Annotated in this window: 11 protein-coding genes and 1 riboswitch; of the genes, 8 read left to right on the forward strand and 3 right to left on the reverse strand. The window is 64.4% G+C overall.

Going from position 1 to position 13,711, the window contains the following annotated elements; translation table 11 throughout:
- Positions 1-289 precede the first annotated feature (289 nt).
- Positions 290-1,240 (reverse strand): aldo/keto reductase, encoded by a 951-nt coding sequence (locus tag BG61_RS25060; RefSeq protein WP_035942299.1) that lies wholly within the window; start codon positions 1,238-1,240, stop codon positions 290-292.
- Between the two features lie 219 nt (positions 1,241-1,459).
- Here BG61_RS25060 and BG61_RS25065 point away from each other — a divergent pair, with 219 nt between their 5' ends.
- The 3 genes from BG61_RS25065 (at position 1,460) to BG61_RS25075 (ending at position 4,973) form a co-directional block, all read left to right on the forward strand.
- Positions 1,460-2,980, forward strand: a complete 1,521-nt coding sequence (locus BG61_RS25065) for a flagellin N-terminal helical domain-containing protein (protein ID WP_035942301.1) — start codon at positions 1,460-1,462, stop codon at positions 2,978-2,980.
- Between the two features lie 148 nt (positions 2,981-3,128).
- Complete coding sequence (gene fliD / locus BG61_RS25070; RefSeq protein ID WP_035942303.1) at positions 3,129-4,655, forward strand: flagellar filament capping protein FliD; 1,527 nt, start codon at positions 3,129-3,131, stop codon at positions 4,653-4,655.
- Between the two features lie 18 nt (positions 4,656-4,673).
- Positions 4,674-4,973 carry a hypothetical protein gene (locus BG61_RS25075; protein ID WP_035942306.1) on the forward strand — a complete coding sequence of 100 codons (300 nt, stop codon included), beginning with the start codon at positions 4,674-4,676 and terminating at the stop codon, positions 4,971-4,973.
- A gap of 129 nt (positions 4,974-5,102) precedes the next feature.
- On the opposite strand, the gene BG61_RS25080 is transcribed toward BG61_RS25075, so the two are convergent.
- Positions 5,103-6,113, reverse strand: a complete 1,011-nt coding sequence (locus BG61_RS25080; protein WP_035942308.1) for a sodium:calcium antiporter — start codon at positions 6,111-6,113, stop codon at positions 5,103-5,105.
- An 89-nt stretch (positions 6,114-6,202) separates the two neighbouring features.
- A riboswitch (yybP-ykoY riboswitch) is annotated at positions 6,203-6,372 on the reverse strand.
- Between the two features lie 183 nt (positions 6,373-6,555).
- Between BG61_RS25080 and BG61_RS25090 the strand changes: the two genes are divergently transcribed.
- Positions 6,556-8,142: an ABC transporter substrate-binding protein gene (locus BG61_RS25090; RefSeq protein WP_035942314.1), complete on the forward strand. Its 1,587-nt coding sequence runs from the start codon at positions 6,556-6,558 to the stop codon at positions 8,140-8,142.
- Between the two features lie 31 nt (positions 8,143-8,173).
- On the opposite strand, the gene BG61_RS25095 is transcribed toward BG61_RS25090, so the two are convergent.
- Complete coding sequence (locus BG61_RS25095) at positions 8,174-9,247, reverse strand: MBL fold metallo-hydrolase (protein ID WP_035942316.1); 1,074 nt, start codon at positions 9,245-9,247, stop codon at positions 8,174-8,176.
- 99 nt (positions 9,248-9,346) lie between these two features.
- Here BG61_RS25095 and BG61_RS25100 point away from each other — a divergent pair, with 99 nt between their 5' ends.
- The 4 genes from BG61_RS25100 to BG61_RS25115 all read left to right on the forward strand — a co-directional run bounded on the left by BG61_RS25100 (position 9,347) and on the right by BG61_RS25115 (position 13,666).
- Positions 9,347-9,769, forward strand: a complete 423-nt coding sequence (locus BG61_RS25100) for a MerR family transcriptional regulator (RefSeq protein WP_035942319.1) — start codon at positions 9,347-9,349, stop codon at positions 9,767-9,769.
- 89 nt (positions 9,770-9,858) lie between these two features.
- A complete protein-coding gene (aceK, locus tag BG61_RS25105; protein ID WP_035942322.1) occupies positions 9,859-11,673 on the forward strand; it encodes a bifunctional isocitrate dehydrogenase kinase/phosphatase in 1,815 nt (604 codons plus the stop codon).
- A gap of 24 nt (positions 11,674-11,697) precedes the next feature.
- Positions 11,698-12,480, forward strand: a complete 783-nt coding sequence (can, locus tag BG61_RS25110; protein WP_035942324.1) for a carbonate dehydratase — start codon at positions 11,698-11,700, stop codon at positions 12,478-12,480.
- Positions 12,473-13,666, forward strand: coding sequence for an acetyl-CoA C-acetyltransferase (locus tag BG61_RS25115; RefSeq protein ID WP_035942326.1), 1,194 nt, complete (start codon positions 12,473-12,475; stop codon positions 13,664-13,666). Before can ends, BG61_RS25115 begins: the two co-directional genes overlap by 8 nt.
- Positions 13,667-13,711 lie beyond the last annotated feature (45 nt).

Raw genomic sequence — 13,711 nt, forward strand, 5'->3', positions numbered from 1 at the left:
GTGACTGCGTCGAGCCGGGCCTTGCGGTCCAGTACCACGCGCCGGCACTCCGATCGTCCGCCCGACACGGCGGACACGAGCAAAGCGGCCACGGAGGCCGGAAAAGAGAGAGTTGGGATTCACCGCCGAAAACGGCATGCGCATTCGAGAAAAACACTGAAATGGCGCACTTTGGGCCGCCGGGCGCCGCCTGAAAACGCCGCGCCGTCGGGCAAAAATCTCGATTCGGGCGCGATGTTACCAGAACGAAGCGCGCCCGCCAACCCTTCCAACTATCTGATGTGATTCATTATTTCGACGCTGCGCTGGCTTCGTCGAGCGCCGCGAGGTCCTCGGGGGGAAGCGCGAGGCGCGTCGCCGCAGCCAGGCTTTCGAGCTGCGCGACCGACGTGGCGCTCGCAATCGGCGCCGTCACGCTCGGCCGGGCGATGATCCAGGCGAGCGCGACCGTCGCGGGGGTCGTGTCGTTGCGTCTGGCCACGTCGACGAGCGCATCGATGATCCGGAAGCCCCGGTCGTTCATGTACTTCTCCACGCGTGAGCCGCGCGCCGCCTGCTCCGTGTCCGCCTTCGAGCGGTATTTGCCGCTCAGAAAGCCGCTCGCCAGGCTGAAATACGTGACGACCGCCAGCTTGTGCGCCTGCGCGACCGGCTCGATGTCGATTTCGTAGCCCTCGCGGTTGTAAAGGTTGTACTCGGGCTGAAGCACCTGATAGGCCGGCAAGCCCGCCTCCTTCGACACCGCGAGCGCCTCCGCGACCCGCTCGCCGGTGTAATTCGACGCCCCGATCACCCGCACCTTGCCCGCCTTGACGAGCTTCTGGTAGGCGCCGAGCGTCTCCTCGAGCGGCGTCGCGGCGTCGTCGATATGGGAGAAATAGACGTCGATGTAATCCGTTTTCAGGCGGCGCAGCGAATCGTTGACGGCCGCCTCGATGTTCGCCGCCGACAGCCCCGCGCGCGTGCCCAGCATGCCGACCTTGGTCGCGAGCACGATCTTGTCGCGCTTGCCGCTCTCCCTGAACCACTTGCCGATGATCGTCTCCGACTCGCCGCCCACGTGGCCGTCGATCCAGGCGGAGTAGACATCTGCGGTGTCGATGAAATTCAGGCCGTGGTCGACAAACGCGTCGAGGATGGAAAACGACGTGCGTTCGTCGGCGGTCCAGCCGAAGACGTTGCCGCCGAACATGAGCGGCGCGACTTGAAGTTCCGAGGTTCCGATGGTGCGGCGTGGCATGACGCTCTCCTGTCGATTGAATACCGGACAAGAAGGATACGCGCGATTGCGGGCGGTTGCCGGCCGCCTCCTATTCATTACACAAATCGTTTGCGAGCCCCTCAAGTTTTTTTTTCATGGGCCGCTAACCACAAGTAGGCGGCCGGCTATCACACGCAGCGCGGGACCGCCAGGCAACAAGACGGTGTATTCGCCAATAGATCTCTCAGGAGAATTCATATGATCGGTATCAATAGCAATATCAACTCGCTGGTCGCCCAGCAGAACCTGAACGGCACGCAGAACGCACTGTCGTCGGCAATCACGCGTCTGTCGTCTGGCAAGCGCATCAACAGCGCAGCGGACGATGCAGCGGGCCAGGCGATTGCGTCGCGCATGACGTCGCAGATCAACGGCTTGAACCAGGGTGTGTCGAACGCGAACGACGGCGTTTCGATGACGCAAACCGCATCGAGCGGCCTGAACCAGATTACGGACAACCTGCAGCGTATCCGCCAGCTGGCGGTGCAGGCTTCGAGCGGCTCGCTGTCGGCGACCGACCAGGCGGCGCTCCAGAAGGAAGTGACGCAGCGTATCGCTGAAGTGAACCGTATCGCTTCGCAAACGACGTACAACGGCACGAACGTGCTCGACGGCTCGGCTGGCAATGTGACGTTCCAGGTTGGCGCGAACGTCGGCCAGACGATCAACATCGACCTGACCAAGGGCGTGTCGGCGGCCCAGCTGGGCGGCGGCGTGGCGCAAAAGGGTTCGACGATCGGCTCGATCACGGGCGTCAGCCTGCAAGCCGACGGCACGGCATACACGGGCACCGGCACGGCTGCCGTCACGACGATCAACGTTCTCGCTGACGGCAAGGGCGGCTTCACGTTCACCGACCAGAACAACCAGGCTCTGTCGTCGGCGGCTTCGACCGCGCTGTTCGGTGCGGCCACGGCAGGCAGCGGCCAGCCGCTGACCCTGAAGGCTACCGCCGCCGGCGCTTTCGGCACGACGGTGCAGGCGACGGCTCAGACGGCCGCAGCAGCCACGCTGACCACCCTCAGCACGGCCAACGGCGCGACCCTCGGCACGACGGCTTCGCCGTACGCCGGCAACAACGCCAAGCTCGGCACGATCACCGGCGTGCTGCTCAACGCCGACGGCACGGCCGCCACGGGCTCGACCGCGGCGATCACGTCGATCAACGTCCTCGGCGACGGCAACGGCGGATTCAAGTTCACCGACCAGGACGGCAACGCACTGAGCGGCAGCGCAGCAGCACTCTTCACCATCACGCCGGGCACGGGCACGCCGCCCGCAGGCAGCACGATCGCCTTCACGGCCGGCGGCGCACTCGGCGCCACCGCACCGACCGGCTTCGGCACGACGAACGAACTGGCAGGCCGCGCCGGTGTTGCTACGGCCAACGCGCAGAACAACCCGGTCCAGGTGTCGGCAATCGACCTCACGACGGCAAACGGCGCCAATATCGCGATCGAATCGATCGACAACGCGCTGAACACCGTGAACGCGCTGCAAGCAAACCTCGGCGCTGCGCAAAACCGCTTCAGCTCGATCGCTTCGACGCAAACGGCCCAGGCGACCAACCTGTCGTCCGCTCAATCGCAGATCACCGACGCGAACTTCGCGCAGGAAACCGCGAACCTGAGCAAGGCGCAAGTGCTGCAACAAGCCGGTATCTCGGTGCTGGCTCAGGCGAACTCGCTGCCGCAGCAGGTCCTGAAGCTCCTCGGCTAAGCATCGCCGACGCTGTAACCGGCGCGCAATGCAACGCAGCTAGAATGCGCGCCGGATGAAGCAAAAAAGAAAACGCTGGGGGGCTTGCCTCCCAGTCCGCGTTTCCAGAACATTTCAACGATCCGCAGTGCCACGAACGGAGTAATTGATGACCACCGTAACCAGTACATCGGGTTCCACTGTCGATCCGAACAGCGCGGTACAGCAGGCAGCGCAGTCGATCATCAGCGGCTCGACCAACTCGTCGATGGACGTGAACTCCCTCGTCAGCGCGATCGTCAACGCCAAGGTGGCGGGTCAGACCGACACGCTCAACGCGAAGCTGAACAGCGACAACACGCAACTGACCGCCGTCGGTTCGCTCAAATCGGTCCTGTCGCTCCTGCAAAGCTCGCTGAAGTCGCTCTACGACGGCACGACGCTCTCCGCATTCACCGCCACCGCCGACGGCAAGGGCGTGACGGCAACCACGGCGGCCGGCGCCGTCGCGGGCAGCTACGCGGTGAACGTTACGAACATCGCCACGTCGCAGTCAATCACGTCCGGCGCGTTCAACGCGACAGACAAGCTCGGCACCGGCACGATGAAGCTGTCGGTGGGCGGCAAGGACATGACGATCAACATCACCGACGGCAACAACACTCTGTCGGGCATCGCCTCGGCAATCAACTCGGCGCCGGACAATCCGGGCGTCACGGCGGCCATCGTCAACGGCAAGGACGGCGCGCATCTCGTGCTGCGCTCCTCGTCGACAGGTCTCGCGAACGGCATCGACATCGACGTCACCTCCAGCGACGCGGCGCTCAACAAGCTCGACGTCACATCGAGCACCTCGACCACCGGTCCCGATCCGGACGACCCGACGAAGACGATCACCGTGCCGGAACATACGGTCGTCGACGGCTCCGGCAACTGGACGCAGAGCGTCGCCGGACAGGACGCGCTCTTCACGATCGCGGGCACCGAAGTCACGAGCGCAAGCAATACGGTCAAGGACGCGATCTCGGGCGTCACGCTTACGCTCACGTCCGAATCGGTCGGCGATCCGCAGACGCTCACCATCGGGCAGGACACGGACGGCCAGAAGACGGCGATCGAAGCCTTCGTCACCGCGTACAACAACTACGTCAGCACGGCGTCCTCGCTGACGACCTTCGATGCAACGCAGGCAAAGGGCTCGCAAGGCGGCGCGCTGCTCGGCGACTCGATGATGAACACCATCAAGAACACGCTCGCAACCATCATCAGCAAGGGCGTGGGCACGGGCAAGGATCAGGTCAATCTCGCGTCGATCGGGATCACGCTGCAGCCGGACGGCACACTCAAGACCGACGAAGACGCGCTTACCGCCGCGATCTCCAGCAACTCCGGCACGGTCGCATCGCTCTTCAACTCGGTGACCGGGGTCGCGGCCACGCTGAACAACAGCCTGTCGTCGTTCCTCTCGACCGGCGGCATCATCGACACCCGCACCACCGCGCTCAACGCCGACCTGAAGAGCATCGCCGACCAGCAAACGCAACTCGCTGCGTACACCGCCGACCTCACCACGTCGTACAACCAGCAATTCACCGCGCTCAACACGCTGATGTCGCAGATGGCGAACCAGTCGAACTACCTGACGCAGCTCTTCGGCGGCACCAACAGCGCCGGCGCGCTCGCGACCAACAAGTAACCGCGGAGCGACGAGGCCATGAACCAGCAGGATGCAATCCAACAAGCCTGGTCGCTGACCGAAGCGATCGAAGCCGCCGCAGCTGCGGGCGACTGGCCGCGCGCCGCGCACCTCGCCGAGGCGCGCTCGCCGTATCTGATGTCGCTGGAGGCAGACCAGGATGCCTACGCGCTCGCGACGATCCGCCGGATCCAGTCGAGCACCGCATCGATGATGCAGGCGGCCCAGACGGCTCAGGCGGCGCTCGTTGCGAATCATCGGCGCTCGATGGATCAGGCGAACGCGGCGGGCCTCTATCAGCAGGCCGCACGCTTATGAAGGACACCCGGTAACAAAAAGAACAACGCGCCGGTAGCAGCGGCGCGGTGCTTCGCCTTCGATGCCCGCCATGTGCGGGCATTTTTTATCGCCCCTCACGCGGCGCCGGGTCGCCCCGCGATTCGGCGCTCAGCGCCCGAGCGTCAGCCCGAGATAGGCCCCGTAGAGCACGCCGTTACCGAGCAGCGCCCACAGCACGACGCCGTTGCGGCGCGCATTGAAGCGCAGCCACGCCGCCGCCGCGATCGTGATCAGCACGCCCGTCAGCACTTCGACGCGCGGCTCCCAAGGCGTCAGCATGATGCCGATGGCGGGCAGCAGCGTGCCCTGGAACACCATCGCGCCCGTGATGTTGCCGAACGCGAGCGTATCCTTGCCGCGCCGCGCCCACAGGATGCTGTTCACCTTTTCTGGCAGTTCGGTCGCGATCGGGATGATGATCAGCGACAGCAGCAGCGCCGAGACGCCCAGCGCCTGCGACACGCCCTCGACGCCGTGGATGAAGCCCTTCGCGCCGCCGACCAGAAGCGCGATGCCAAAACAGAACTGCAGCACGATGGTGGCGAGCGTCGTCGGGAGGCCGAGCCGCGCAATGAAGAGATGCTCCGGCGCCTCGGTGACATGCCCGTTCTCCACGAGCCCCGCCGACGCCCTAAATGTCGAGATCACATAGATCACATACAGCCCGACGAGACCCGCGGCGAACAGCGCCCGCACCTGCCACGCGTGATGCGGCACGAACATCGCGCCGGCCGCGATCAGGAACGCGCAGAGAAAGAAGTTGAGGTCGCGCTTGAAGCCGCTGCGCTCGGGGCTGATCACGCCTTTCATGCCGCGCGACTTCAGGATCGCGAGCGTCATCAGGCAGGTTGAAAGCGTCGCGAGCATGAGCGGCGCGCCGAGAATCGCGCCCACGCCGATCTCCTCGTTGACCGCGCGGCTCGCCGTGCCGCCGAGGAGCGCGATGATCGGCACGGTAGTCTCGGGCAGCGCAGTGCCGACCGCTGCGAAGAGCGAGCCGGTCACGCCTTCGGAGATGCCCAGCCTGTCGCCGAGATGTTCGAGCGCGTTGGTGAAGAGCTCCGACGCCACGAGAATGACGGCGAGCATCAGCGCGAGTTCGATGAACAGCGTCGTCATGCGGCACCTCGTGCGGAAACGGGCACGGACGCGATGGCGCGCAGCAGGGAAAGTATTGTAAGTTTTGGGGACACGATGATTCCACGGTCGGACGTCTGCGAACCACGATGCACCACGCGCCGTCCGACCAGGAACGACACGATGCATCGATGGTCTCGCCAGACCTGACCGGCCGAACGCGCCACGGCAGAAAAGCCGAGGATGTTGACGCGTTCTCCTCCCATGAGCGGAAGGAAGGCTACTCCCCAAAGACGGGGTCGAGTTTATCCCGCGGGGCGCAATTCGGCAAGGCGCGCGTCGTTGATCACGAACAGGGATATGTCGATATGCGGATCGCGTCGTTGTCGCGGCCGCCGCGCTTCGATAATCTACCGGCGCGGGTGCGCGCCTTGCGTTAAAGGCGCCGCGCCCTTCGAACAACAAGGAATGACCGGGAGATCCCATGCGCTTCAACCTGCTCGCGGCGGCAGTGCTGCTTGCCACACCCATGCTCGCAACGGCCAAGCCGCTCACCGTCTGCACGGAATCGAGCCCGGACGGCTTCGACGTCGTGCAGTTCAATTCGCTCGTCACGACGAATGCATCGGCGGACGTGATCTTCAACACGCTCGTCTCCTACGACGAAGCATCGAAGAAAGTCGCGCCGTCGCTGGCGGAAAAGTGGGACGTCAGCGGCGACGGCCTCACCTACACGTTCCATCTGCGGCCCAACGTGCAGTTCCAGACCACCGACTACTTCAAGCCAACCCGCACGCTCGACGCCGACGACGTCGTGTTCACGTTCGAGCGCATGCTCTCCGACAGCAACCCCTGGCACAAGGTCGCGGGCGCAAGCGGCTTTCCGCATGCGCAGTCGATGGGGCTCGTGAAGCTGATCAAGTCGGTGAGCAAGGTGGACGACAGCACCGTCAGGTTCGAACTCAACGAACCGAACGCCACTTTCCTGCCGATCCTGACGATGGGCTTCGCGTCGATCTATTCGGCGCAGTACGCCGATCAGCTGCTCAAGGCGAACCGCCAGACCGATCTGAACGCGAAGCCGGTGGGCACCGGCCCGTTCGTGCTGAAGAGCTACACGAAGGACGCGGTGATCCGCTACGACGTGAACCCCGCGTACTGGGGACCGAAGCCGAAGGTGGACCGCCTGATCTACGCGATCACGCCCGACGCATCGGTGCGCGCGCAGAAGATCAAGGCGGGCGAATGCCAGATTGCGCTCTCGCCGAAGCCGCAGGACGTGCTCGATGCGAGGCGCGACAAGGCGCTGAAGGTCAGCGAGACGCCCGCGTTCATGACTGCGTTCGTCGCGCTGAACACGCAGAAAAAGCCGCTCGACAACCCGAAGGTGCGCCAGGCGCTCAACGAGGCGTTCGATCGCTCGACGTATCTCAAGGCCGTCTTCGACAACACGGCGACGCCCGCCGTGAATCCGTTCCCGCCGAACACGTGGAGCTATGACAAGTCGGTGAGCGCGTACGCGTATTCAGCCGACAAGGCGAAGAAGCTGCTCGCCGAAGCGGGCTTTCCGAACGGCTTCGAAACGACGATCTGGGTTCGCCCGAACGGCAGCGTGCTGAATCCGAATCCGAAGGCCGGCGCCGAACTGCTGCAGGCCGACCTCGCGAAGATCGGCGTGAAGGCCCAGGTGAAGGTGATCGAATGGGGCGAACTGATCCGGGAAGCGAAGCAGGGTCAGCACGACATGCTGTTCATGGGCTGGGCCGGCGACAACGGCGACCCGGACAATTATCTGTCGCCGCTCTTCAGTTGCAGCGCGGTGAAGTCGGGCATCAACTTCGCGCGCTATTGCGACCCGCAGCTCGACAAGCTCATCGCCGACGGCAAGGCCACGCCCGATGTCGCGAAGCGCACGAAGGCCTACGTGGATGCGCAACGGATCATCCACGATCAGGCGCTGTGGATTCCGCTCGCGTATCCGACGGCGGCCGCGCTCACGCGCACCAACGTGAGCGGCTACCACGTGAGCCCGTTCGGACGGCAGAACTTCGCGGGCGTGTCGGTGCAGTAGGCCTTCCCGCAGCAGCCCGGTGATTGCGTGATCAGGCCGGGGAAAAGCGGATCACGTGATCGTCGCCGACACGCCGCACCAGTTCTCCGTCGAGCCACAAGAGATGCAGGTGCGCGAGCGCTTCGCCGAGCGCGAAGGTCATCTGGTGAATGTCGAGCTTGCGCTTGAACATCATCGGCACGATGTCCGCCGCGCTTTGCGCCCTGCTCGCGCAGGCCTCGCGCACCTCGGCAAGCCGCGCCCTGTGGTGATCGCGCAGTTGCGCGATGCGCGTATGCATGCCGCGAAACGGCTTGCCGTGCGAGGGCAGCACGAGCGTGTCCGCGGGCATCGTTTCGTAGCGTCCCAGCGATTCCAGATACAGCGCGAGCGGATTGCCTTCCGGCTCGATGTCGAAAACGGAGACGTTCGTCGAAATGCGCGGCAGCACCATGTCGCCCGAGATCAGCAGCCTGGCCTCCGCGCAAAAGAGCGCGCTATGTTCAGGTGAATGCCCATAGCCCGACACGACTTCCCACTTGCGCCCGCCGATGGTCAGCGTGTCGCCGTCGCGCATGCGCCGAAACTGAGGCGCAATGGAAGGCACGAGCGTCGGGTAGTAGCTGTCGCGCTTGCGCAGCGTTTCGAGCGACGCTTCGTCGGTGAGGCCGTGCCTCGCGAAATGCCGCGCCGCCCGCTCGCCGCCCGCGTTCGAGACGTCGCCGACGGCCATCACGCGGCCCATCGCGTATTCGCCGAGCGAGATCCACAGCCGCGCGTGCCAGCGCTTGCGATCACCGCCGTTGCAGATCCAGTCCGCGAGGCCGAGATGATCCGGATGGCAGTGCGTGACGATCACGCGCAGCACCGGCAGGCCATCGAGCACCGAATCGAACACGCGTTCCCAGTTCGCCCTGATCGTGTCGCTCGCGATGCCGCAATCGACGATGGTCCAGCCTCGCTCGCCGTCGACTTCGTCGCGCAGCAGCCAGAGATTGATGTGATCGAGCGCGAACGGCAGCGGCATGCGCACCCAGAACACGCCGGGTGCCACTTCCATGACGCCGCCGGATTCCGGCAGCGTGTCGGCAAAAACGTAATCGAGTTGATGTTCGAGGGCGTTCATTCGAGCCATGTCTCCGGGTTGCCGCGCCGTTGCATTTTGGCGAGGTTGACGATAACGTAAACGTACATTTTAACGTCCGCGAAGGTTTCGCGCATCGCGATGAATCAACAGACGCAATACACGATCACCGAGCTCGCGCGCGAATTCGACGTCACGCCGCGTGCCATTCGCTTTTACGAGGATCAGGGACTGCTCGCCCCGACCCGCGAAGGATCGAGCGGGTTGCGCCGCGTGTATTCGCCGCGCGATCGCACGCGGCTGAGGCTCACGCTGCGCGGCAAGCGGCTCGGCTTCACGCTCTCGGAAATCCGTACGCTGCTCGACCTCTACGATTCGCCGACCGGCACCGTCTCGCAACTGCATGCGTTTCTCGACACGATCGCGGCGCACCGCAAGGTGCTGGAGCGGCAACGGGAGGACCTGGACGCCACGCTCGCCGAGCTCGACCAGTACGAGCGACAAGGGCGCGCGCTGCTTTCAGCAAGCGCTGAAAAGCGCGCGCGCAAGTCGCGCGCCGCATAGCAGGAAGCCGTGACGATGAGGATGACCCTCATGGCGGCGATACAATATCGTGCGAAGAAACCACGCGACACCACACGCGCAGGGCCGACATGAATCACTTTCCCAAGCTGCTTTCGTCGCAAATCGGCTTCGACGTCGCGCAGACGATGCTCGAAGGCTTCGATCGCCACTACCGGGTGTTTCGCGACGCCGCGGTCAGGGCGAAGTCGCTCTTCGAGAAGGGTGACTGGGTCGCGCTGCAACAGCTCGCGCGCGACCGGATCACCTCGTACGACGACCGTGTCGATGAATGCGTGGCGCTGCTCGAAGACGAATACGACGCGGAGAACATCGACGACGAAGTCTGGCAGCAGATCAAGCTTCACTACATCGGGCTGCTCACGTCGCATCGCCAGCCCGAATGTGCCGAGACGTTCTTCAACTCGGTGTGCTGCAAGATCCTGCATCGCTCGTACTTCAACAACGACTTCATTTTCGTGCGTCCGGCCATTTCGACCGAGTACATCGAAAACGGCGAACCTGCCGCGAAGCCGACCTATCGCGCGTATTACCCGGGCAAGGACGGCCTCGCCGCGACGCTCGAGCGAATCGTCACGAACTTCCAGCTGGAGCCGCCGTTCGAGGACCTCTCCCGCGACGTGCAATGCGTGATGCAGGCCATCTCCGAAGCCTTCGGCGAATTCAAGGCCGCGCCGAATTTCCAGATCCACGCGCTGTCGTCGCTGTTCTATCGCAACAAGGCCGCGTATATCGTCGGGCGCATCATCAACGGCGACCTCGTGATTCCGTTCGCCGTGCCCGTGCGCCATACGCAACCGAACCTGCTCGCACTCGACACCGTGCTGCTCAATCGCGAGCAGTTGCTCATCATCTTCAGCTTCGCGCACTCGTACTTTCTCGTCGACATGGAAGTGCCCTCGGCGTACGTGCAGTTCCTGCGCTCGATCATGCCGGGCAAGCCGAAGGCGGAAATCTATACGTCCGTGGGGCTGCAAAAGCAGGGCAAGAACCTGTTCTATCGCGACCTGCTGCACCACCTCTCGCACTCCAGCGACCAGTTCATCATCGCGCCCGGCATCAAGGGGCTCGTGATGATCGTGTTCACGCTGCCGTCGTTCCCGTACGTGTTCAAGCTGATCAAGGACTACTTTCCCCCGCCGAAGGAAACCACGCGCAGGAAGATCCAGGACAAGTATCTGCTGGTGAAGCGCCACGACCGGCTCGGACGCATGGCCGATACGCTCGAGTATTCGAGCGTCGCGCTGCCCGTCGCGCGGCTCGACGACGCGCTGATCCGCGAGCTGGAGAAAGAGGCGCCGTCGATGATCGAATACGAAGGCGACAACCTCGTGATCAAGCATCTGTACATCGAGCGCCGCATGGTCCCGCTCAATCTCTTCCTGCAGAATGGCAGCGACGCGGACATCGAGCATGGCATCAGGGAATACGGCGATGCGATCAAGGAACTGATCCAGGCCAACATCTTTCCGGGCGACATGCTGTACAAGAACTTCGGCGTGACACGGCACGGGCGCGTGGTGTTCTACGACTACGACGAGATCGAGTACCTGACCGACTGCAACGTGCGCAAGGTGCCCGAGCCGCGCAACGAGGAAGACGAACTCGCGGGCGAGCCGTGGTACACGGTCGGCGCGCACGACATCTTCCCGGAGACGTACGACACGTTCCTGCTTGGCGACCCGCGCGTGCGCGAGGTGTTCATGCGCCATCACGCCGATTTCTTCGATCCCGCCCTCTGGCAAAGACACAAGGATCAACTGTTGCGCGGCGAACTCGCCGACTTCTTTCCCTATGACAAGTCCGCGCGATTCTGCGTCCGCTACCCGGAACGCTTCGCGCAGACCCGCGACCCGGACGCCGACGCGTCCGCACGGGCCGCATGACCGCGGCCGCACCGACCTGACAACATGAATACGACCGACGACAAGACCGACGCTCCCAACCCGCTCTCGCACCTGTTCGACAATAACTCGGCATGGGTCGAGCGCATGCTCGGGGAGGACCCCGAATACTTCTCGCGCCTCGCGCATCAGCAGGCGCCGGAGTATCTGTGGATCGGCTGCTCCGACTCGCGCGTGCCGGCGAACCAGATCATCGGCCTGCCGCCGGGCGAAGTGTTCGTGCACAGAAACATCGCGAACGTGGTGGTGCCATCGGACCTGAACTGCCTCTCCGTGATCCAGTTTGCCGTGGACCTGCTCAAGGTGAAGCACATCATGGTGGTCGGACACTACGGGTGCTCGGGCGTGGGCGCGGCGCTCGTGGGCCGCCGCGTGGGGCTCGCGGACAACTGGCTGCGCCACGTCGAGGACGTGCGCGAAAAACATGCCTCGCTGCTCGACGAATGGCCGATGGGCAGCGCGCGACATCGGCGGCTCGTCGAACTGAACACGATCGAGCAGACCATGAACGTGTGCCGCACGACCATCGTGAACGATGCATGGGCGCGCGGCCAGCAACTCACCATTCACGGCTGGACCTACGGCGTGCACGATGGCCGCGTGCGCAACATGGGCATGATGATCGGCGCGCCCGAGGAGATGGAATCGACGTACCGGTCCTGTATCGCAGCCCTTTCACGCGGCGGCGCGCATTCCACGGAGAACGACGTGCTCGCCTCCGATGCCGCGCGCCTCGGCGACATTCCCGCCATTGTCGAAGGCGTCATCAAGGAGTTGAATCATGAGTGAGACAAATCGTGATCCGGTCGTCATCGTGTCGGCAACACGCACGCCGATGGCCGCGTTCCAGGGCGACTTCGCATCGCTCACCGCGCCGCAGCTCGGCTCGGTCGCGATTGCCGCGGCACGCGAGCGCGCGGGCCTCTCTCCCGAGCAGATCGACGAGGTGGTGTTCGGCTGCGTGCTGCCCGCGGGACAGGGACAGGCGCCCGCACGGCAGGCGGCGCTCGGCGCGGGGCTGCCGCTTTCGACGGGCAGCACTACCGTCAACAAGATGTGCGGCTCCGGCATGCGCGCTGCGATGTTCGCGCACGACATGCTCATTGCCGGCTCGATCGACGTGATCGTCGCGGGCGGCATGGAGAGCATGACGAATGCGCCCTATCTGCTGCCGAAGGCGCGCGGCGGCATGCGCATGGGACATGGGCAGGTGCTCGATCACATGTTCCTCGACGGCCTCGAAGACGCCTACGAAAAAGGCCGCCTGATGGGCACGTTCGCCGAGCAGTGCGCGTCGTCGTATTCGTTCTCGCGCGATGCGCAGGATGCGTTCGCCATCGAGTCGCTGCGCCGGGCGAAGGGTGCGAACGAAGACGGCTCGTTCGCGTGGGAGATCGCGCCCGTCACCGTGCAGGGCCGCAAGGGCGACACCGTGATCGATCGCGACGAGCAGCCGTTCAAGGCGAACATCGAAAAGATTCCTTCGCTCAAGCCTGCGTTCGCCAAGGACGGCACGGTGACGGCGGCCAATTCCTCGTCGATTTCCGACGGCGCCGCGGCGCTCGTGATGATGCGCGAATCGACGGCCAAACGCCTCGGCGTCACGCCGCTCGCGCGCGTGGCGGGCCACAGCACGTTCGCGCAGCAGCCGGCGCTCTTCACGACGGCGCCCGTGGGCGCGATCCGCAAGCTCTTCGAGAAGAACGGCTGGCGCGCGAACGAAGTCGATCTCTACGAAATCAATGAAGCGTTCGCCGTCGTCACGATGGCCGCGATGCGCGAGCACGACCTGCCGCACGACAAGGTGAACGTGCACGGCGGCGCGTGCGCGCTCGGGCATCCGATCGGCGCATCGGGTGCGCGCATCATCGTCACGCTGATCGGCGCATTGAGGGCGCGCGGTCTGAAGCGCGGCGTCGCGAGCCTGTGCATCGGCGGCGGCGAAGCGACGGCAATGGGCATCGAACTCGTCTGAGCCCCGAGGTTCGGACCTTTCGGTCCGAACCCTCGAATCTGAGCC

Source organism: Caballeronia glathei, from assembly GCF_000698595.1.
Taxonomy (GTDB): domain Bacteria; phylum Pseudomonadota; class Gammaproteobacteria; order Burkholderiales; family Burkholderiaceae; genus Caballeronia; species Caballeronia glathei.